The sequence below is a fragment of the Spirochaeta dissipatitropha genome (genome assembly GCF_054657935.1).
The window spans coordinates 104373-125140 of sequence record NZ_BAAHXT010000006.1; the positions used below are offsets into that span (position 1 = coordinate 104373).

Sequence of the window (20768 nt, forward strand, 5' to 3'; positions counted from 1 at the left end):
GTTTCAGCAGGAAAAACACTTATGGAATAGCCTTTGTGGTTTTTTCTAACTACTCAGGAAGGTGTTATTGTCAATGGCAGTATTTCATAATACGAGATGGTAAATTCTGGCTTCTCCAGCCATCAACTCATTAATCCGATAGTGATATGCATTGTGAGCAATTCTCTCTACTGACTGATTCGGAACCCCGGTAATGGAAGAAAAGCGGAGTTCAAGCCTGTAGTTATCCAGTGCAGGAATACCGAAGCTCCCATAGTCACTTGAAGCAAAATTGACCGCAAACACATATTGATTGTTTCCTGATCCCCTGTGCCAGACGAAGATTCTGTTCCCGGTTTCCGGATCCGGAGGAATGAGAATCTTTTCCTGTTCTCCTGCAATATCCGGAAGGAGCTTTTCTGCTATCTGTTGTATACCGTGCAGGCTGATAAACTGCTCTCCATTTTCATTCCACCGATATGGACCGGAGGTGCTTTTGTCAGGATACATATTGCTGCCTGAACGCTCCTGAAAGACATACAGTTTTGTGTAGTAGTCGTTCCTGGCTGGTGACTCCCGTTCCTCCCTGGTTTCGAATCCCAATGCCATATAGGAGGGCATACTTTTCAGAAACAGGGCCGTAAAATATCGGGCAGTATTACCATGACGATAAAACTGATCAAATCTAGGGTCATCCTTATCTCCTGTGATTATTGTAAAACACGGGGTGCAGCGTCGTAGTAATGCCATATCCAGTAACCGTCTGAATCGACTCATGAAATCCTGACTGTCAGGCGGCAGTGACTGAAGATCACCTAGTGCACAGTCGGCCGCTGAAGCCTCGAGATGATCAATCTCTTCGCCGTAACCGAAGACATTCCGTCCTGCAAGAAAACTTTCTGCGAAGTATCCAAACCAGGGTATCTTTTCGTGCTGGATTATATATTGTTTTACATAGCCCAGAATATCGTAGTAGTTCCCGATTTCTTCTTCCGTTCCGGGGACCCCGTCCGGACGCATCTGGACATGAGACATATCACCCCGCATGAAATCAAATGAGAATTTCTTCTGCACCGCCGCATAATGTTCAGCAACATACTTCCAGCATTCTTTTACAGGTCGTCTGAAATCGAGTTCCCAGCATGGTTCAGAGTCTGATGATTCAATGCTCTCAAAAAGCCGATACCGGGTTAATGGACCGAATACCCGTGACATTCCCTGAGGCTCAATCATTCTGTAGTCCCGCCATACCTGTCCGAACTCATCTGTATAGGTTATATCCTGATCAATTTCCAGGCCGCGGAAGGGTGGGGCCATGGTAGCAGGTGCTGGTTCAAGTCCCCGGGAATAGAGTAGGGAGATCAATTTTCCTCTGCGTGCATTTCTGGTTTCCCTGGAATGTGGAGGACCGAAAAGCAGCAGGTTTCTCTCTGATTCAGTCAGTGTATGGAAAAAATACCCTGCATTTTGCGGGAGCTGACGCGGAACTGCTGGTCCTGCCTCCTGGACCCATTCCCAGATGCAGTCTTCAGCCAACTGTAGGGGACAGGATCCAAAATCAAGGATTTCATCATCGCTACGCTGTATCCATTCAAAAAACCGCGGATTGCTGAGTACCATCTCGGAGAAACGGTCGGTATGCGGAATTACATCCATTCCGACGCTTCTGCCCATAAGATGGATAATATTTATTACAGCTTTCAGCTGAAGTTCAACCGAGGATAATTCCGGGACCTCTTCAGCCAGTTCACGGTCATAAAATTCGTTATTGATTTCCCAGCTACTCATTCCATAGAGACTGCCTATAACACCGGGTTCCCATATCGGCAGTAAATGTACGGAATTCCAGACGGTCGATGTACTCAGCAGGTAAGGTATTATTTTCCAGAATGTTCCGAGGGTGCGGACATTGATTCCTATCATCCGGCTTTCCTCTAACCAGCTGCTGTCGGTATTCGCTGATACAGGAGAGGTTATATTTCCCTCAAGCGCCTGCCGCAGGTTATTCCCGCCGTAGCGATCCTGCAGAAGCTGAAGAATCCTTCTGACTCCGATTTTCAGGGCTTCAGGAGGCGGGCAGAATTCAAGGTAGGATGACTCTCTATCTGCAAAGCGTCTGAATGATTGTGCTGCGGAGGATTCCCATTGTTTCTGTATATCCTGGTAGCTCGAGTGTCGGCTTGGCATGTGTAACGCTCCGCTCAGGTAAATTCAACTTCGTAATCACGCGTAATGATTATGTTTGCCAGTTGTCTGTGCGGGGCTATAATACTGTGCTCTATTTCCAGTACCTGTTCGATGAATGGATCCATTGCTTCTCTGGCCCGCTTCTGCCTGGATGCCATAGTCTCAAGGCGGTTCCGGGCGATGAAAATCCTGGTATGTACATCCTTCAGCAAGCTTGTGTAGGTTCCCTCTGCAATAACAACCTGAACATTTTTCAGGTCAATTGTTTCCTGTTCGATCCTGTCTTCTTCATAGACTACCAGAGGTTTCGTAATGCTGTTGCCTCCGTTAATGGCTGTCAGAAGATGCTCATTCAGCAGATCCAGCTTGACTTCCTGTGTCCCGACCCAGGAAATATCACGGCGGCGGGCAGCATCATTGGATTTCGGTGGATATACGAAATAATCATCCTGCTGCAGCAGCAGGCAGTTGAAACCGCCATCACGTTCAAGGCGTTCAGCTAATGCTGTGCCGGTTTCTGATTTTCCGCTGCCGGACTCACCAGCGACAGAAATTGTGTAGCAGCCTTGATGTTTCTGTATTACAGGGATCAGATGGGGAATGATTTTATCTGCTGCATTGTAATGGTGCTCTTCAACCAGGATTATATCACCTTTCATTGGAACCTTCCTTGTGTATCTTGATGATCCATTATATACGCGTTAGTAACGCGTAGTCAATTGTTTATATCTCCAACAGGAGTTCAAACAGATAGAAAAAACGTGAAACTGGACTTTTTATAATCAATCTACGATCATTAATACATGAAAAAAATAATACTTTATCTGGCTTTTGTACTTGGTTTGCTCTTACCTGTGTGGTCGGTTATGCAGGCATCGGGATATCAGTTGAATCTGCAGGTGCAATCCGTTCAGATTGCAGGATTGATTTCTCTGACCTTGTTGTACTATCAGGTAATTCTGGGGTCTCGGTCCCGCCTTCTCGACCGGATATATGGTCTGGATAGAATAATACATGTTCATCGCTGGCTTGGCATGCTCACCCTCTTGAGCATTGTTCTGCATATGCTTATGTACAGCATACCAGCTGTTGCCGCAGGAGCTTTTCCTCCGATCCTCCCTCAGGAATGGTCTATAGTTCTCGGCAGTCTGAGCATGCTGATAATCCTCGTTGCCGGTTTTGTTGCGGCAATGTACCGGAGGATCGGCATTCCTTATCAGGTATGGCTTCTCATACATCGCAGTCTATACGCTGTTCTGCCAATAGTACTGGTTCATGGTTATTTTTCCGGTCTGCATCTGCGCTATCATCCGCTTGTACAGCTACAGTTCATTCTGCTTACTGCCCTGTGCGCCGCCTTGCTGGCCTCAAGATGGTTTCGTTCCTACCGGGCACGCAAAACACCAGCTGAAATCATTTCAGTGGAAAAGCTTACACACGATACGGTTCAGATACGCTGCACGCGTCCGGATAACTGGGCGGCAGAGGCCGGGCAGTTTGTTTTTGCCGGATTCAGGGCCAGGAAAATATCCGAGCCAGCTCATCCTTTTACTGTTTCCAGTGCGCCGGATGCTGAATACCTGGAGCTGACAATAAAGGCGGTCGGGGATTTTACGTCGAAAGTTGATTTGCTTGAGCCCGGTGATTCGATCACCCTGGATGGGCCATATGGAGTTTTCCGTCCAGCAGCTGTGCAGCGACCTGCTGTCTGGCTTGCCGGGGGAGTAGGAATTACTCCTTTTTTAAGTGCTGTACGGAGCCTGCAGGAAGGTGATCACCCACCGGTTTGCCTTGTCTGGGGGAATAAATCCTCAAGGGATATCTGCTGTGAAGAGGACTTTCGAGGTAAACTGGCATCAAAATCCCGGTTTCACCTTCTTCATGTGTATTCGCATCCTGCATCTTCGGAAGCAGATATGCTGGAGAGTGTGGAATTTGGTGAACAGTACGAGGGATTTATAAACCAGAACATTCTGCACAGGGCGCTGCACCTCTGTCTTGGTGAGAGCGGTTCATCATCGGATGTCGACGTGTTTATATGCGGTCCTCCGGCCATGAAAAAAGCAATTATGCCCCTTCTGAAAGCAATGGGATTTACGCGTCTGTACTACGAACGGTTTGCGCTTTAGTGTCGACTGAAAACAGCTGTATCTCCTGATTACGGCCTCTTAACTGATGCCGGCCCTGATCGGTCAGACAGTAGGTTCCAGTCAGGGCATGTCTGGTTTCCTCTGACAGTAAAATACCGGTATGTAGTTGCCGGTTTTTTTGCTCTATCCGCGCTGCGGTGTTAACGGCATCACCGATTGCCGTAAAATCCATTCTCTTTTCGGTCCCGATATTACCAAGAACTACTTCACCGGTATGAATTCCGATGCAGGCCATGATTTCCGGCTCAGCCCGACGGGCACGCATAACATTCAGAAGCTTGAGCTCCTGCTGCATCTGTATTGCCGCATTTACTGCATTGTCGGCATCCCCTTCCTGCTGTGTAGGTGCTCCGAAAAGAGCCATAATTCCATCGCCGAGGTACTTGTCGAGAATTCCGTGGTTATCAAATATTGGTTGAACCATTTTTCCGAAGTATTCGTTCAGGAATTCAATAGTCTTCATGGGCGAAAGATCCTCGCTTATTCCCGTAAAACCACGGATGTCTGCGAAAAGAATGGTAATTGTCTGCCGCCTGCCTCCGGGGAGGAGGGCATCAGGGCTTTCCAGCATGTAGTGAATGGCCTGGGCCTGAGGCAGGTATCTCTCAAGTTGTTGCTGCTGCTTCGTAAGTCTGATAATCCTGTAGATCTCGCCGGAGATCAATGAGCAGAGAATAGTGGACAACAGTAGTGAAATGAGGTAGATCTGCATGCTTCTCAGGAAGGCAGTCTGCATCATATCAATTCCGGTAATCCTGGCCAGAACCAGGTAGAGAGCGGTAAATAATGCAGCGGAATAGTATGTGCTTGCAATACTGAACCGGAAGATGTCGAGTATCTGATACAGCACTGTGAAGATTATAAATAGACCCGAATATATGACGGGTGGAGCAAAGGGGAACATCACGGAAAAATACGGGTTTTCTATGCTGTTATATGCACTGTATACAATCATTGAAAGAATAAGACAGTCGAAGAATATGACTATAGCATGATAAGCAAACCCGAGTTTAATTATTGTTTCCTGTGAATAGCCCGTAAAAGGAATCTTTTTTTTGATGACTTTCAGTTCAGCCAGAGCAAATATGCTGAATAGTACAGCGGCCGCCAGAAGATAGCTTTCCAGTCTTGGTCCGCTTCGCTGCAGAAGGTGACCGACCAGGTTAATCAGAAGGATAGAAGTGAAAAAGATCAGGCGTATTCCGGCAATTACGGTTTCAGCTTTGAGTTTCTCCATTCGCAGCAGATCATGCATGCTGCTCTGGTAGCTGTATTTTTCCTGGTTCACAGTGGAATTAGTCATATAAATCCATAGTAAACCTATTTATTGCTTTCTGTGCAGTCTTTTTCTCCCCGTCGGAGGTAGAATTTATCCAGCCCGCGTTCGATTTCCCTTGCTTGACGAAGGGGAATAGCAGATAGGCTTGTAACAATGCTTTTTGCAGCAATCTTGCTGCCTTTGCGGATGTAGGAGGCAATTCCTATAACAGAATTATCTCCGACTTCGACACCTGGTGTGATGTATGATTTTGCCCCGATAAGACAGTTTTTTCCTATTTTGACTGGTTCGAGTATCAGGTGATAATTTTCTACAATGTGACAGGTGATCAATGCATCACCGCCAAGGATTGCATTGTCTCCAATTTCCAGCAGGTGGCAATCTACCAGCGAGCCGGTATTAATGCGGACACTCTTGCCGATTTTTGCTCCGGCTATCCGGAAAAAGAGATTTGCGAATCCGGTGCCGCGGATCATAGGAAGAAACATGGTTTTTGCAATTCCGTAAAAACCGTTGTGCACCATCCACTGGAATACTGTGAACGATTTCGCGGGGTAGCGTCCGGGTTTAATCCCTCTCGAGCTTATCCTCATGCCTAGACCGATGACAAAGACCGAGGTAATATAATAGGCGAACAGTGCCAGGCCGCAGTAGATACCGAACAGGAGATAGGATCTGAAGGTTCCGGTAACAAGGGGATTAAATCGGGTGAATCCCTGGGCCATAATATGTAGAGAAGGTACAATGCACAAGCCGAAAACAGCTGCATAAAAACAATAGAAAACGATTGTGAAAAACATCTGCACAGGCAGGCTTCTCAGCAGTCTGGCGGTTACAGCATTTAACATAGGCAATATATCCTTGAGCTTGCCCCCGGGTTGACCGGAGGGTTGGGTTTAGCTGTATAATGACCCTGTATTAACCCATTGTAAAGGAGCAATCGATGAGTTTAAAAGATGTAATCAAACCCGGTGTAATTACCGGCGACGACGTTCAGAAGGTATTTGCAGATGCAAAAGCCAACAAATATGCACTTCCAGGAGCCAATGTAGTTGGTAATGATAGTGTAAATGCTGTACTGGAGGCATCAGTTGCCGCTAAGGCACCTGTTATCGTTCAGTTTTCAAATGGCGGTGCTGTTTTCTTTGCTGGTAAAGGCATGGACAATACCAATCAGCAAGCAGCTATTGCCGGTGGTATTTCAGGTGCAATGCACGTTCACCGCGTGGCAGAATTATACGGCGCATATGTAATGCTGCATACTGATCACGCTGCCCGAAAACTTCTTCCCTGGATTGACGGCCTGCTCGATGCCGGTGAATCTTTCTATAAGGTACACGGAAAACCGCTGTACAGCTCTCATATGATCGACCTCAGTGAGGAGCCATTGGAAGAAAATATTGAAACCTGTAAGCGTTACCTCGAGCGCATGAGCAAGCTTGATATGACTCTGGAAATAGAGCTTGGTGTAACCGGTGGTGAGGAAGACGGTGTGGATAACACAGATGTTGACAGCAGCAAGCTTTACACACAGCCTGAGGAAGTAGCCTATGCCTACGAGGAACTGAGCAAGATCAGTCCGCGTTTCACCATCGCCGCGGCTTTCGGAAACGTGCATGGTGTGTACAAACCTGGAAATGTAAGCCTGACCCCGAAAATCCTGGACAACAGCCAGAAATACATTCAGGAGAAATACAAGACAGGCGAAAAGCCGGTTGATTTCGTGTTCCATGGTGGTTCTGGTTCATCTGTTGAAGAGATCCGTGAAGCGCTTGGTTATGGTGCAGTGAAGATGAATATCGATACTGACCTGCAGTGGGCATTCTGGGATGGTGTGCGGGCCTATGAAGCAAAGAATCATGATTATCTGCAGGCCCAGATCGGAAACCCCGAAGGCGACGACAAGCCGAACAAGAAATACTACGACCCACGTCAGTGGCTGCGTGCCGGTGAGGTTGCCTTTGTAGAACGTATGAAGGTTGCTTTCGAGAACCTGAACAACGTGAATAGAATATAAGATCCGTACGAGCTTTCTGCAGAATTACATTCTGTATGAGCATCCGCAAGATTCAGCCTCCGCCTGCTTGCTGCAGCGCGGAGGTTTTTTTATTATAGTGAGCATATGACAATGAAGAGGCCTGGCACAGGCAAAATCGGGCAGCGAGTTGATGATGTGCTGCATTTCAGGGAACGGTGGGGACATAGACTCCGCTTGTTCCGTATATATTCAGAGAATAACGGCACGTTAATGGCCAAGGGAATCGCATTCAGTCTTCTTTTCGGAAGTATTCCGCTCCTTTTTCTGCTGGTCAGCCTTCGTTCGGTAATCTTTTTTCCGGAATTCATGGCGATTCTGGAAGGGCAGCTGCTTGAGTTCCTTCCGGATGAGATCAAGAATCAGGTGGTAGAAGTAATAATCGGTGAGGCGTACCGATTCTCATCCTTTGATCTTGTGACCCTTGGTGCATTTCTCATTGCAGTGAACAGTCTGTTTACAGACCTCGGAACCGGCATGGCAACCATGCTGAGTGCGCCGGTTGTCAAAAACTGGCTTCATCGTGTCTTTGCAGTACCGCTTATGGCTGCATTTCTTCTGTTATTTTATTTTGCCTCATTATTGACTCCGGCAGTTAACCTGTTCCGCCAGTTCTTTGTTTTGCCATCGCAGATCAGCATGCTGCTGGCGAGGTTAATAACAATCGGCATGTATTCACTGTTGATGACTGGATTGTATTATCTGTTCGCCGGACGCAGGCTTCGTTTTCTGCCCACTTTTTTTATTGCTGCGCTGAGTGCGGCAGCCTGGCAGGGCTTGAATATCCTTAGTGGTTTCATAGTACTGGGGCTTGGCGGCCGTCTGTTGATATTGGGTGCGGTGGCCTCGGTCATGATCGTCCTGTTTTATATGCGGATTCTTGCCGATATATTCCTTATTTCCAGTGTCCTGGTCAGAATCTATTCGATTCCTCACGGAATAGCGGAAACGGAGGCCGCAATGGAGCATCGCTTTTCACCTGTGCGCCTGTGGCGCTATCTTACAGCCGGTGTGGGTCCTGGTGATGAGGATGACGAAAAGAATGATGAAAAGGGCGGTGGGGAATCAGGTCATACATCTGACTGATTGACAGGGTTATCTTGCCCCTGCTTCGAGAAGCAGGGCGACGGTTCTTCTGTTACTTCTGGTGTTTCCGAGCCTTAGTGCCATGTCCAGCGCAGTTCTGTTCAGGTGGTTCCGTGCGTTTACATCAGCACCTGCTTCAATAAGCAGGCGGACCGAGTCGATCTCATGGACTGCAAAATGCAGGGGGGTATTCTCAAAATCGTCCCTGGCATTGGGGTCAGCATCGTGTTCAAGCAGAACGAAAACGGTTCGCGGATATCGTGCAGCATGGTGCAGTGCCGTCCTTCCTGTAATATCCCGTAATTCCGTATCTGCGCCGTTCTGAAGAAGCAGTTCGACCAGTTCTGACTGACCCCACCTGGAAATTCTGTGAAGGTTCGGGATAATTACTGGAATATCAGCAGCGATGCTGCTGCTGAATACAGTGATTGAGATCAATATTACCAGGGTCCGGATCGTTCTTGAGCGCAGCATGCATCCCTCGTGTAGAATATCGTCAGGATTTTGCTTTATCATTAGTCTTTATGACCCGACACCCGATTTACCATCAGGTTTTTTCATAGTATACAGGTAAAAGGAGGCCGCAATTGCCAAAAGAAATGCTGCAGCGCTGGAAAGTATCTGACTCCGCCGACATGTACGGTGTAAAGGATTGGGGTGCAGGATATTTTGATGTTTCTGATACCGGAGAAGTCATAATTACAGCTAAATACCCGGAAGGACCGGTGAGTGTGAATATGATGGATATAATCGCCGGTATCAATCAGCGGGGTTTGAGTATGCCCGTTTTGCTGCGGATCGAAAATTTGCTGGATTCGCAGATCAGCCTGCTGAATGAAAGCTTTCGCCGCACAATTCATAATCTTGGGTATAAAGGGATATATCAAGGCGTGTTTCCCATAAAGGTGAACCAGCAGGAACAGGTGATCAAGGAGATTTCCCGGTTCGGCGACCGATATAATCATGGACTCGAGGCCGGCAGCAAGGCTGAGCTTATTGTCGCTCTGGCCGTACTGAATAATACCAACAGCTGTCTTATCTGTAATGGATATAAGGATGCTGAATTTATAGATCTTGGTCTTGAAGCTACCCGCATGGGTTATAAGGTTTTCTTTGTCATGGAGATGCCAGGCGAACTTGATCTGCTGATCGAACGGAGCCAGGTGCTCGGGATCCGTCCAAATATTGGGGTAAGGCTCAAGCTATCGACCAAGGCGGGAGGACATTGGAGCGAATCCGGCGGCGATTCAAGCATTTTCGGACTCACAGCTACACAGTTGGTCGAGATAGTCGATCGCTTGAAGGCTGTGGATATGCTGGACTGTTTACGTCTGGTGCATTATCACCTGGGGTCCCAGATACCGAATATTCGCGATATACGTGCTGCAATCCGTGAAACCTGTCGTTTCTATGCGGATCTTGCGCTCGAGGGTGCTCCAATGGGTCACATCGACCTTGGGGGTGGTCTAGCCGTCGACTATGACGGATCCAAAACAAATTTTGTTCATAGTATGAACTACACGCTGGATGAATACACGGCAGACGTGATCGAGGTAATCATGGAAGTTCTGGATGAGCATGATATCCCTCATCCGACAGTAATTACCGAGTCCGGTCGGGCTACGGTTGCCTATTCTTCAGTGCTGCTCTTTGACATACTGGATGTGAATCGCTCCGAGGCTACGATGGAGGTTGATCAGATTCCTGCCGCATCACATGAGCTGCTGGTGAGCATGCGTGAGGTGCTCAGCAGTATGACCCTGAAAAACGTTCAGGAATGCTATAACGACGCTGTGTACTATCGCGATGAAATCAGGGAACGCTTCAAGATCGGTCAGATCGGCTTACGGGAACGCGCTCTTTCCGAAAATCTGTTTTTTGCGATTATGCGGCGGCTTATAGAGAATGTAGGTAAATTACGTCGGGTTCCTGCTGCTCTGGAAGGTCTGAGCGATGCCCTGTATGACGTGTATTACGGCAATTTCAGTGTGTTCCAGTCATTGCCAGACGCCTGGGCGATTGACCAGATTTTTCCGGTTATGCCCCTGCATCGTCTTAATGAGGAGCCAACCCGCAAGGCAATTATCGCGGATATTACCTGTGACTCGGATGGAAAACTGGATCGCTTTGTGGACTCCCACGACTTGCGCAGAACACTGCCCCTGCATGAGCTGAATCAGGATGAAGAGTATTACCTCGGAGTATTTCTTGTAGGAGCATACCAGGAAACCCTTGGTGATTTGCATAATCTCTTTGGTGATACGAATATTGTAGGTGTGAGAATCAAGCCTGAAGGGGGATTTGATTTTGTCCACGAACTCGAAGGCGATTCTATTGCGGACGTCATTTCCTATGTTGAATATGATCCCAAGAACCTGCTTCGTATGTTCCGTGAGAAGGCAGAGCAGGCCGTGAGGGACGGTAGAATTCAGCCGCAGGACAGAAGAAGAATTCTGTCCGTATACGAAGCGGGGCTTAACGGCTACACATATTTTGAACGATAGCAGAGTATATGGATACAGATAATCAATTCAGGAGTTAAGTATGGCGAAAGTACTGATAGTTGGAGCTGGCGGAGTCAGCCAGGTTGTTGTGCACAAATGTGCACAGGTGTCGGAGGTGTTCTCGGAGATTGTGATTGCCAGCAGAACAGAGTCGAAATGTAAGGCTATTGCAGCCCAGCTTGAGGGAAAAACGTCATCGATTATCACTACGGCACAGGTGGATGCAGATAATGTCGCGGAAATGACCGCTCTAATCCGCAAGGTTACACCGGATCTGGTTCTGAATGTAGCTTTACCGTATCAGGATTTGCCGATTATGGATGCCTGTCTGGAAACCGGGGTTGATTATCTGGATACCGCTAACTACGAGCCTCCTGAGGAAGCAAGGTTTTCATATACATGGCAGTGGGAGTATCAGCAGAGGTTCCGGGAAGCCGGCATTATGGCTTTGTTAGGCAGTGGATTTGATCCCGGGGTCACCAATGTCTTTACAGCCTATGCAATGAAGCATCATTTTGATGAGATTGATACCCTTGATATAATCGATTGTAATGCCGGGGATCATGGAATGCCCTTCGCCACCAATTTCAACCCGGAGATCAATATTCGCGAGGTTACTGCAAAAGGCCGGTATTACCGCGAAGGTGAGTGGATCGAAACAGATCCGCTCAGTGAAAATCGGCTCTATGAGTTTCCCGACGGCATCGGAGGGAAGAAGATCTATCTCATGTTTCATGAGGAGCTTGAGTCACTGGTAAAACACTTTCCGAGTATCAAACAGGCCCGTTTCTGGATGACGTTTTCGGATAATTATCTCAAACATCTGGAGGTACTCCAGAATGTCGGGATGACCAGAATTGATCCCGTGGAGTATCAGGGGCAGAAAATTGTACCTCTCCAGTTTCTCAAGTCAGTGTTGCCGGATCCGGCTTCGCTTGGTCCACTGACCAAGGGTAAAACCTGCATCGGCTGTCATATAACCGGGAAAAAAGACGGAAAACCGAAGGAATATTATATCTACAACATTTGTTCCCATGAGGAAGCATATAAAGAAGTACAGTCTCAGGCAATCAGCTATACGACTGGTGTTCCCGCCATGATCGGCGCAAAAATGATGCTTACCGGAGCCTGGAAAGCCGCGGGAGTATTCAATATGGAAGAGTTTGATCCTGATCCATTTATGGAAGCCCTGAATCAGCACGGATTACCATGGCACGAACAGTTCCTGCGCTCATAGACCCTGCACGTGTGCCCTCTCCGTCTTTCGTTGTGGACAGGGCTGCACTTGAAGATAATCTGAAGATTCTGTCTGCTGTGCAGGAAAAATCCGGAGCAAAAATCCTGCTGGCGTTAAAAGCCTTTGCAATGCATTCGGTCTTCCCCCAAATCCGGCAGCATCTTCCCGGAGTATGTGCGAGTGGGCCTTATGAAGCAAGGCTTGGCCGGGAACTGTTTTGCTGTCCGGATGGAGAAGTGCATACCTTTGCTGCGGCTTATTCAGAACAGGATCTGGAGGAAGTATTACTGCTGTCGGATCACGTAGTATTCAATTCCTGCGGGCAGTGGCAGCGGTTCCGTACACGATGTCTTGAATATGCTGAAACCAGGAGGGATGAAGGGCGGCCCATTCATTTCGGACTGAGGATCAACCCCGAGCACTCTGAGGGGACGGTGCCCATTTATGACCCCTGCGGACCGCACTCCCGACTCGGAATTGTGGAATCTGAGCTTAGATCTTTCTGTGCGAGCGACGCTGATGCATTGAGAGGAATCAGCGGCTTTCATATGCATACCTTGTGTGAGCAGGGATCCGATGCATTGCAGAGAACGCTTGCCGCCTTCGAAAAGCGTTTCTCGGATTTTCTTCCCGATCTTGATTGGTTGAATCTTGGTGGCGGACACCATATTACGATGCCTGGCTATGACCGGGATCTGCTCGTGAATCTACTGCGAACACTGCGTGAGCGCTGGGATCTGCAGGTTTATCTTGAGCCCGGTGAAGCGGTCGCAATCCGGACGGGGGTCCTGGTCTGCTCGGTGCTTGATATCACGTATAATGGAATGCCTCTTGCTATTCTTGACATCTCGGCCACAGCGCACATGCCCGATGTACTTGAAATGCCGTATCGTCCTGAAATCTGGGGAGCCGGCGCACCGGGAGAGAAGGAGCATGTCTACAGGCTTGGAGGAATGAGCTGTCTTGCAGGAGATGTAATTGGCGATTACAGCTTTGACAGGCCGCTTGAGATCGGCGACCGGCTGGTCTTCGAGGACATGAGCCATTACACCATGGTGAAAACCACGATGTTTAATGGTGTTCACCATCCTTCGATAGTCTGTTACTCGCCTGTGGATAATTCAGTTGAGGTCATCCGGAATTTCTCCTACGAGGATTTTCGCGATCGTTTATCGTAATGTGTCATTGAAACGCTGTAGATAACCCGATACACTGTGTAAAGTTTATGCAATCACAATGGGTATTCCGGAAAACAGAACCGAGCTGCCGATTCGCAGCTGTTTATATATTTTTTCCTCTTCGGCTGCAGTATAATTGATAGGGATACATGAGAAGAAAAGCCGTATTTCCGATAATAATTACTGCAGCTCTGATTTTGAGCAGCTGTGCGACTCAGGCAGAACTTCAGCGGCCTGGAGTAAACCGCAGATGGGATGACTCTGTAGCAGCCAGCTTTGATGACGCTCATGTGCTGCTTCAATCTTCGCGGGACCTGAATGAACGTAGTCGTTACGCCCTTCACCTTTCCCGCAGTTATGAACAGCTTGGTGCTCACTCTGAAGCACTGCATTACGCCCGGATTGCGGAGCGGAGTCTCAGGCAACTCGACGAACCGGCGTACGATGTTTCTATTGAGTTGATTCACATTCTGTTTGATCTTGAACAGATATCCGAGGCAGAGCGTGAGCTGCAGCTTACGCTTGACTCATTGACCCTGAGCGGAGATGAAAATCTGCAGGGTGAGTATCTGAGCAGAATAATACAGTTGATTTTCTCACTTGATGATATTACCGGCGATCAGTTCCGCCGGGTTACCGATCGTGTTTTATTTATTGGAGATCCGAGAATCCGCTCTTCTGTGCTGCAGGAGACTATTTTCCACATGTGGCAGGTCAGTTTTTCCGGTGATGTTACCGGTATTGTACAGCACGCGATCGCGGCCAGCTCCGGAGTGCCTGATCGACTGACTCAGAGTGCTGGGTTAATATATCTCTCCGGACTCGTTGGTAAACTATCACAGCCGGTTTCCGGTGTAGATCCTGTACAACTGAGAAACCGCGGGCTGAGAATCTGGCGTGAGTCGGACCTCTGGACCATAGACAGAAATGTAGCATTGTTGGCCGTCAGAGGGAGCATTCTCAGCGGACACAGAGTGGTGCTCGAGGAACTTCTTTCCAGTGTGCCCGGGAATTCCGCCAGGGCCGAGATACTTCTGCAGGAAGCAGAATGGTTTCTGAGATACAGCGATGCTGACTCTGCTCTGTTTCTGCTACAGGAAGCTCAGCGTTATGCCTCCTCTATTGATTCCGATGAGCTTAAATCAATTGCATATGTCCGTTTGGCCCTGCTGAATGTTGAAATGGGTCATGAAGAGACTGCTGTGGACCTCATTAGAGAGGCAAGACAGTTGAGTCCCAGATACTGGCTTTCAAATACTGATGCAGCGTATGCTATGGCAGTTCTTTTTGCCAGGGAATCTGATACTGCAGGGATTGCGGAAGTTATAAGTAGTCTGCGGGATCCTGTGGATCAGGCGCAGGTCTATCTTGAGTTATATTCCGGACTGGATGATTCTCTGCTGGATAGTGTAGGGGCTGTAATTTTGCGAGAAGTTCCTTTTCTTCTGCGTAGAATTAACTGGTCGAGAAATAGTCTGCTCGGTGCTGAGCTCAGTTCGGCTGTCATCAGGGCTGCAGGAAGAGGAGATACGGCCTTTGTCGCGGAGCTGAGATCTATACGTCCGCCCCAGGATCTGCAGGTTCTGATTGAATCAAGGTATGCCCAGGCACTGCAGATTCGTGCTGAACAGTTCTAGGAATTACCGGATTTATTTAATCACCCAGGATTTTTCAAGGATTATCTTCTTCCGATTACTGTGCAGATTGAATCTTCTCCGTGAAGAATCCTGCGGAAATTCGGCAGATCTCTGCCTCCGGCAGCGATTACCTGCAGGTTTAATTCGCTGGCCTTCGCACTGGCAATCGGATCGAAAGGAGTGTTCTTTCCGGGTATCCATTCCGTTCCGACCATCTTTCTGAAATCATCCCAGCTGATGTAATCCAGTGCCTGCGCATCTGGATCAATTTTTGGATCTGCAGTATATACCTTCTCGATATTACTGAGATTGATTATTCTGTTTGCAGAGAAACGTTGTGCCAGCATGACAGCGTCAAAATCTGTGCTGAATCCAGGTTTCCAGCCAGCTGCTACAAGGATCTGCCCGGGAAAGTCAAATTCCGCAGTAGGATCTGTAACAACCGCTGTGCCGCATTCCTTGTCAAATACTGCGCGTACCAGTTCGGCGTTCAGGCGCGTCGCCATAATACCTATCCAGTCCTGAGCATCATTGTCAGCTTTCTCGCAGAGTTCTCTGTATGCCCTCTGGTATCGGCGTGCAGGTCCGCCTCCGCCGATAATCAGTATGATTTTTCTCTGGGAATTTTCCTGGAGATACTCCCGAATCGTCAGTGCCAGAGCATGAATGTAAGGTACGTCGACTTCGTCGGGTGCGACTATGCTGCCGCCAAGGGAGATAACTGTGATCATCGGGATCCTCCATAAACAACTTGAGTGATCCCATTATAGGGATTTCAGCGGCAAGAATAAAGGCCTGCAGCTATGGGGAATCTTGACAAAGTTCACGAACTCCCCGAATATGAGCAGAGTATTATGAAAAACAGAAATCACATAAGTCCGTCTGTATTCTTTCTATCCCTGCTGCTGATTTTTGCAGCCTCGGTTTTGCAGGCTCAGCAGATTATTACCGCCCCGAATTTTTTCTCGAGGGTTGGTGATAGATATGAGGAGATTGAAGATTATACAGCTGATATTTCAATGAGAAAAGGCGACACCAGGATGAGCGGCGAGCTTTTTCATCGCTATCCGAATCTTCTTCGTATCAATTTTACCAATCCACAGGAGCAGGTTCTGGTTACCGATGGAAGTACTCTCACCTTGTATGTTCCTGCTCTCGATGTAACAATGCAGCAGTCTCTTGGTGCCAGACAGCAGGATGAGGAAATTACTGCTCTGGCCACCCGTGAAGGGCTCGGTTTACTGAGACGCTTGTATAATGTAAGTTATCTGACTGATCCGACCCCTGTTCCTCTGCGTGAAGGTTCTGAGGTAATGGTTGTAAATCTCCGGCTTACCTGGAGAAATCCATCTGAAGGTTTCCGTGAGATTGTAATTGCGGTAGATGATGACATGCTTATCCGCAGAATGATCGGGACAACTGTAAACTATGAAGAGGTTGTACTCGAATTCAATAATATTGAACTTAATCAGAATTTGACAATGTCCCAGTTTGAATATCGATCGCCGCCTTCGGCAAATCGATTTAATAATTTCCTTTTCGGGGCTCAGAATTAGATTCAAGGAGAATGAATGGAATCCGTAGGTGAAAGGTTGCGAAAAGCTCGTGAGGCCAAAGGCAGCAGTATCGAGCAGGCGGCCCGGGATACCCACATCTCGCAAAATTTTCTCCGGGCAATTGAAGAAGAGCAGTTTGATCTGGTTCCAGGGGAGACATATCTACTGGGCTTTATACGTAAGTATTCCGAGTACCTGCAGAAAGATCCTCAGGAAATGGTTACTTTATATAAAAACCAGCTCCTTCAGGAGCAGCCTCTGCCTATTCATGAGTTGCTGAATCCAAAACCACGGATCTGGCCGAAGCTGCTGGTCGCAGGTGTTGCTGCGGCATTGCTGATAGCTGTTGGAATACTTGCAGCAACCGGGGTTCTGGGGATTCCTTTTCTTGATGGGGAAGGTAATACTCATGCTGCAGCCGCCGATGTCCAGGAGCAGACTCTGCCGGCAGCTGACGAAGAAAGCGCCGGGGCAGAAACGCCTGTTTCTGCTGCTTTGACTGATCCCGACGAGTCTGATACTGATGACATCGAAGCCTCCCTGGCTTCTTCGGCTGATTTTGCCAGGCCGGTCGGATCAAGCAGTATTGCATCACGACGTAGACAGAATCAGCTGCTTATGGAAGCCGCTGCGCCAGGACCGATCCAGCTGCGGGTAGAGGGTGGAGAAATTCCCAGCCTTGTACGCTTGCAGGCTGATAGTGTAGAGCCAAGGCAGCAGATGCTGAGTCAGGGCGACAGCATTCAGCTTGAAGGTACTCAGTATGTCCAGGTATACACCTCAAATGCCGGTGCAGTAAGTCTTACCGTTAACAATACCAGTATTCGCCTTGGTAGTGACGGTGAGGTTGCAGTAGCACGCTTTGCCTGGAACAATCCGGGCTCGGATAGTCCATTCCGGCTTGAGCAGGTGCCTGTTTACTGAGTACACTGCATGAATCTATGCATGAAAATCCCATATTCTCCGGACTGAATGAAAGCCAGAAAGCCGCTGTACTGCATAAGGGCGCTCCCTTACTGATTCTTGCTGGTGCAGGATCAGGCAAGACAAGGGTGATCACTCTAAAAATAGCATATCTGATATCCCAGGGCGTAGACCCTCGATCAATTCTGGCTGTGACATTTACCAATAAAGCAGCCAGGGAGATGCGTGAGCGTGCCGCTACGCTTGAGCCTGCTGCTGCTGACTGCATGATCCGGACCTTCCATAGTTTCGGTTCCTGGATGCTCAGGCGGAATGCAGCTCATGCCGGGATTCCTGCGGAGTTTTCTATTTATGACGACGATGATCAGGTGAGCCTGCTGGCAGGTCTATACCCGGAACAATCCCGCCAGTGGGTAAAGGCAATGGTACGTAGTATTTCCCGTGCCAAGGATATGGCCTTGCAGCCGGGAGACGATCTCAGCGCTGTGCATGCTGACCCCGAATTTGCAGAGGTTTACCAGGCATATGCAGCACGGCTGCAGTCTATCGGGAACGTTGATTTTGGAGACCTTATTCTCAGGCCCCTGGAATTGCTGAAACAGCACAGTGCCCTGGCAGATCGCTTTCACAGCAGATTTTCGATTGTGCTGGTAGATGAGTACCAGGATTCCAATACTGCTCAATTCAAGCTGCTGGAAGCGCTGACGGCTTCAGGTACCTATGTCTGCGTGGTAGGCGATGATGATCAGTCAATTTATCGCTTTCGGGGAGCTGAAGTACGCAATATTCTCGACTTCCCCGAGCATTTTCCCGGTACAGATATAATCCGGCTCGAACAGAACTACAGATCGACAAATGCAATACTCCAGGTTGCTCATGCCGTTGTCTCGAATAATGAAGGAAGGCTCGGGAAGGAGCTATGGACAGAGAACGGAGACGGGAAGATCCCCTTGATAGCGCAGCTCTATGATCAGGATGAGGAAGCTGAATTCTGTATGCAGCTGATCCGGAACGAGCCGGAGGTGGATACCGCAATTCTGTACCGGACTAATGCCCAGTCCCGTGTTTTCGAAACGGTGTTCCTGCGTAACGGTATACCCTATCGTATAGTTGGAACATTGCGGTTTTATGAGCGTGAAGAAGTCAAGGATGCCATAGCATTACTTAGATTCAGCGCTAATCCCAGGGATCCCGTATCATTTATACGCATAATTAATAAACCAGCCAGAGGAATCGGCAAAAAAAGTGTGGAAAAAATATTACAGCATGCCGGTTCCGCTGATTTAATGCAGTCAATGGATTTTATTTCCGGTGCATTACCGGCCAAAACTGCAAAGGCGGTATCCGGCTGTCTCGGTTTTTTCAGGGATATCGCCGCCGCCCTCCGTGATCAGCGCTTCGAAATGCTGAGTGAGCTTCTCGATTATGCCCTTAAACTATCCGGGCTGCTGCAGTATCACAAGGAGCAGGACGAGGTTGCTGGTATGCAGAAAGTCCAGAATCTGGAAGAGTTGGGCAATGCTGCTGCTATGTATCCCGGGACACTTGAAGGCCTGGTAGAATTTCTTGAAGCGATTGAACTGGACAGTGGTTCACGGCAGGAAACCGAAGATGCATCTGTAACGCTGATCACCATGCATAATACCAAGGGACTTGAGTTTGACAGGGTTATTATCAGTGGTATGGATGAAGGAGTGTTCCCCCGGGAGTCAGATCTGGATCCCGATAGCATGGAGGAAGAGAGAAGGTTGTTTTATGTGGCAGTTACAAGAGCCCGGCATGAGCTGTATATGACGACTACCAGATTGCGCCGCATGCACGGGAGGATTCTGGATACCTCTCCGTCCCGTTTTCTGAGGGAGATTCCTTCAGAGCTGGTGCGGACAAGTCTGGCCGGCGGTGATGCAGGCAGCAAAGAGGAATCGGGTCTTGAGTACCCGGTAGGCTCTGCAGTGTATCATGACGACTACGGAAGCGGTCGGGTCATCCGGTCGGAAATAAAGAGTGGAGAGCTTGTGATAATGGTACAGTTTGAAACCGGACGCAGTGCGCGGTTTCTTCCTGCCTACACGGCTATTGAGAGGATTAGTGGTGATGATTGGTAATGTAAGGCGCTGTCGGGACTATCATTGGTACGGGGCTGACGGCAGAAGATATCTGGATATGCGCCTGGATGAAGGCGGGGCATTCTGCGGCCATCGTCCTTCAAGGCTGTTATCGGACATCAAGCAGATACTCTCGCGGGGAACTGTCACAAGCTGCGTTAATCGCGAGTCAGAACGCTCGGTCAAACTCCTGGGGAAGCTTTTTACGGTATCCGGACTGGCAGATGCTGTTCCCGGGTATAAAATGGTTCTGCTGCCGCCTGGACTGTCTCTCCGGCAGCTTCCATTTGTGCTTCAGTTGCATAATTCAGATCTGGTTGATTCAAGGGATCCAAGAGGACAGAAGGCTGGATCAATGTTGATGTGGCGTCCTGGCTATGATGTTGAAGATACGCTCTCGGAAGGAAAAAAAGCAGTGTCCGATAGCATTGCAGCCGGAAAACGCCCCATCGTTGCACCGATTCTGCCCGTCCCCAGAAGTCTCTGTCCTCAGCCTCTGTTTATTCCGGAAGAAATTCCGGATACTCCGATCATGCACTCTGACTGGGCCAGGTCTCCGGTATTCAGTGAAATCAATCTGAAGAGTCTCGTTACGGGAATAGAGCTCTTTTTTTCACCTGTATATCCTTCCTGGAGTACGAAGCGCAGTGATATTGAATGGTTTCCGGAGAGCTTCAAGGCAAGAGCTTTTCCTGAGTGGTACAGTTCAGGACCCTATCAATATTTTTCAGGGTCAGCAGAGAGATATAATTCCTGGAAGATCGCTGCACTCAACCTGGGTTTACTCCTGCCGGAGGATCCATCGATTGCAGCAATTATGCCGGCCGTACTCAGCAGCAAGGAGAACAGTCTTATTAATGCCTTGCCGGATTCTGCTGGCTGCTTGCAGTGAGCTGTGGATTAAGCTAATA

The 20768-nt window shown here is 48.5% G+C and carries 17 protein-coding genes; 11 read left to right on the forward strand and 6 right to left on the reverse strand.

Features of this window, described 5'->3' with window-relative positions; all coding sequences use genetic code 11:
* Positions 1-84: 84 nt before the first annotated feature.
* Both ACYQ2L_RS08945 and ACYQ2L_RS08950 read right to left on the reverse strand, forming a co-directional pair.
* Complete coding sequence (locus ACYQ2L_RS08945; RefSeq protein WP_460054110.1) at positions 85-2166, reverse strand: alpha-amylase family protein; 2082 nt, start codon at positions 2164-2166, stop codon at positions 85-87.
* Positions 2167-2180: 14 nt separating this feature from the next.
* Positions 2181-2825 (reverse strand): uridine kinase family protein, encoded by a 645-nt coding sequence (locus ACYQ2L_RS08950; protein WP_460054112.1) that lies wholly within the window; start codon positions 2823-2825, stop codon positions 2181-2183.
* A 144-nt stretch (positions 2826-2969) separates the two neighbouring features.
* Here ACYQ2L_RS08950 and ACYQ2L_RS08955 point away from each other — a divergent pair, with 144 nt between their 5' ends.
* A complete protein-coding gene (locus tag ACYQ2L_RS08955) occupies positions 2970-4295 on the forward strand; it encodes a ferredoxin reductase family protein (protein ID WP_460054116.1) in 1326 nt (441 codons plus the stop codon).
* Here the strand turns inward: ACYQ2L_RS08955 and ACYQ2L_RS08960 are convergent.
* On the reverse strand, positions 4261-5619 hold the full coding sequence (locus ACYQ2L_RS08960; protein ID WP_460054121.1) for an adenylate/guanylate cyclase domain-containing protein: 1359 nt from the start codon (positions 5617-5619) through the stop codon (positions 4261-4263). The two genes, ACYQ2L_RS08955 and ACYQ2L_RS08960, sit on opposite strands and share 35 nt — an antisense overlap.
* Positions 5620-5636: 17 nt before the next feature.
* Complete coding sequence (locus tag ACYQ2L_RS08965; RefSeq protein ID WP_460054123.1) at positions 5637-6443, reverse strand: DapH/DapD/GlmU-related protein; 807 nt, start codon at positions 6441-6443, stop codon at positions 5637-5639.
* 95 nt (positions 6444-6538) lie between these two features.
* Here ACYQ2L_RS08965 and fbaA point away from each other — a divergent pair, with 95 nt between their 5' ends.
* Both fbaA and ACYQ2L_RS08975 read left to right on the forward strand, forming a co-directional pair.
* Positions 6539-7612, forward strand: a complete 1074-nt coding sequence (gene fbaA, locus ACYQ2L_RS08970; protein WP_460054129.1) for a class II fructose-bisphosphate aldolase — start codon at positions 6539-6541, stop codon at positions 7610-7612.
* A gap of 105 nt (positions 7613-7717) precedes the next feature.
* Positions 7718-8716 carry a YihY/virulence factor BrkB family protein gene (locus ACYQ2L_RS08975; RefSeq protein WP_460054134.1) on the forward strand — a complete coding sequence of 333 codons (999 nt, stop codon included), beginning with the start codon at positions 7718-7720 and terminating at the stop codon, positions 8714-8716.
* A 9-nt stretch (positions 8717-8725) separates the two neighbouring features.
* Here ACYQ2L_RS08975 and ACYQ2L_RS08980 read toward each other — a convergent pair whose 3' ends face one another.
* Positions 8726-9190, reverse strand: a complete 465-nt coding sequence (locus tag ACYQ2L_RS08980; protein WP_460054138.1) for an ankyrin repeat domain-containing protein — start codon at positions 9188-9190, stop codon at positions 8726-8728.
* 113 nt (positions 9191-9303) lie between these two features.
* Between ACYQ2L_RS08980 and speA the strand changes: the two genes are divergently transcribed.
* The 4 genes from speA to ACYQ2L_RS09000 all read left to right on the forward strand — a co-directional run bounded on the left by speA (position 9304) and on the right by ACYQ2L_RS09000 (position 15272).
* Positions 9304-11220: a biosynthetic arginine decarboxylase gene (gene speA, locus ACYQ2L_RS08985; RefSeq protein ID WP_460054144.1), complete on the forward strand. Its 1917-nt coding sequence runs from the start codon at positions 9304-9306 to the stop codon at positions 11218-11220.
* Positions 11221-11260: 40 nt separating this feature from the next.
* A complete protein-coding gene (locus ACYQ2L_RS08990; RefSeq protein WP_460054146.1) occupies positions 11261-12457 on the forward strand; it encodes a saccharopine dehydrogenase family protein in 1197 nt (398 codons plus the stop codon).
* Positions 12430-13635, forward strand: a complete 1206-nt coding sequence (gene nspC / locus ACYQ2L_RS08995) for a carboxynorspermidine decarboxylase (RefSeq protein WP_460054149.1) — start codon at positions 12430-12432, stop codon at positions 13633-13635. Before ACYQ2L_RS08990 ends, nspC begins: the two co-directional genes overlap by 28 nt.
* Positions 13636-13784: 149 nt before the next feature.
* Positions 13785-15272, forward strand: a complete 1488-nt coding sequence (locus ACYQ2L_RS09000; protein ID WP_460054154.1) for a tetratricopeptide repeat protein — start codon at positions 13785-13787, stop codon at positions 15270-15272.
* A 41-nt stretch (positions 15273-15313) separates the two neighbouring features.
* Here ACYQ2L_RS09000 and pyrH read toward each other — a convergent pair whose 3' ends face one another.
* Positions 15314-16003: a UMP kinase gene (pyrH, locus tag ACYQ2L_RS09005; protein WP_460054158.1), complete on the reverse strand. Its 690-nt coding sequence runs from the start codon at positions 16001-16003 to the stop codon at positions 15314-15316.
* Between the two features lie 123 nt (positions 16004-16126).
* Here pyrH and ACYQ2L_RS09010 point away from each other — a divergent pair, with 123 nt between their 5' ends.
* Genes ACYQ2L_RS09010 through ACYQ2L_RS09025 form a run of 4 tightly spaced genes read left to right on the forward strand, consistent with a single transcriptional unit; the run spans position 16127 to position 20749 of the window.
* Complete coding sequence (locus tag ACYQ2L_RS09010; protein WP_460054161.1) at positions 16127-16828, forward strand: LolA family protein; 702 nt, start codon at positions 16127-16129, stop codon at positions 16826-16828.
* 15 nt (positions 16829-16843) lie between these two features.
* The gene (locus tag ACYQ2L_RS09015) at positions 16844-17752 is read left to right on the forward strand and encodes a helix-turn-helix domain-containing protein (protein WP_460054166.1); all 909 of its coding nucleotides are present in this window, start codon (positions 16844-16846) and stop codon (positions 17750-17752) included.
* Between the two features lie 17 nt (positions 17753-17769).
* Positions 17770-19857, forward strand: a complete 2088-nt coding sequence (locus tag ACYQ2L_RS09020) for an ATP-dependent helicase (protein WP_460054170.1) — start codon at positions 17770-17772, stop codon at positions 19855-19857.
* Positions 19847-20749 (forward strand): hypothetical protein, encoded by a 903-nt coding sequence (locus ACYQ2L_RS09025; protein WP_460054178.1) that lies wholly within the window; start codon positions 19847-19849, stop codon positions 20747-20749. Before ACYQ2L_RS09020 ends, ACYQ2L_RS09025 begins: the two co-directional genes overlap by 11 nt.
* The last annotated feature ends 19 nt before the right edge of the window (positions 20750-20768 follow it).

Coding starts and splice junctions, on each gene's coding strand:
- ACYQ2L_RS08980 (WP_460054138.1), bottom strand. CDS start 9,190: ATGCTGCGCTCAAGAACGATCCGGACCCTGGTAATATTGATCTCAATC.
- nspC (WP_460054149.1), top strand. CDS start 12,430: ATGGCACGAACAGTTCCTGCGCTCATAGACCCTGCACGTGTGCCCTCT.
- ACYQ2L_RS09015 (WP_460054166.1), top strand. CDS start 16,844: ATGGAATCCGTAGGTGAAAGGTTGCGAAAAGCTCGTGAGGCCAAAGGC.
- ACYQ2L_RS08950 (WP_460054112.1), bottom strand. CDS start 2,825: ATGAAAGGTGATATAATCCTGGTTGAAGAGCACCATTACAATGCAGCA.
- fbaA (WP_460054129.1), top strand. CDS start 6,539: ATGAGTTTAAAAGATGTAATCAAACCCGGTGTAATTACCGGCGACGAC.
- ACYQ2L_RS08945 (WP_460054110.1), bottom strand. CDS start 2,166: ATGCCAAGCCGACACTCGAGCTACCAGGATATACAGAAACAATGGGAA.
- ACYQ2L_RS09025 (WP_460054178.1), top strand. CDS start 19,847: ATGATTGGTAATGTAAGGCGCTGTCGGGACTATCATTGGTACGGGGCT.
- ACYQ2L_RS08965 (WP_460054123.1), bottom strand. CDS start 6,443: ATGTTAAATGCTGTAACCGCCAGACTGCTGAGAAGCCTGCCTGTGCAG.
- ACYQ2L_RS09020 (WP_460054170.1), top strand. CDS start 17,770: ATGCATGAAAATCCCATATTCTCCGGACTGAATGAAAGCCAGAAAGCC.
- ACYQ2L_RS08955 (WP_460054116.1), top strand. CDS start 2,970: ATGAAAAAAATAATACTTTATCTGGCTTTTGTACTTGGTTTGCTCTTA.
- ACYQ2L_RS09000 (WP_460054154.1), top strand. CDS start 13,785: ATGAGAAGAAAAGCCGTATTTCCGATAATAATTACTGCAGCTCTGATT.
- ACYQ2L_RS08960 (WP_460054121.1), bottom strand. CDS start 5,619: ATGACTAATTCCACTGTGAACCAGGAAAAATACAGCTACCAGAGCAGC.
- pyrH (WP_460054158.1), bottom strand. CDS start 16,003: ATGATCACAGTTATCTCCCTTGGCGGCAGCATAGTCGCACCCGACGAA.
- ACYQ2L_RS09010 (WP_460054161.1), top strand. CDS start 16,127: ATGAAAAACAGAAATCACATAAGTCCGTCTGTATTCTTTCTATCCCTG.
- ACYQ2L_RS08975 (WP_460054134.1), top strand. CDS start 7,718: ATGACAATGAAGAGGCCTGGCACAGGCAAAATCGGGCAGCGAGTTGAT.
- ACYQ2L_RS08990 (WP_460054146.1), top strand. CDS start 11,261: ATGGCGAAAGTACTGATAGTTGGAGCTGGCGGAGTCAGCCAGGTTGTT.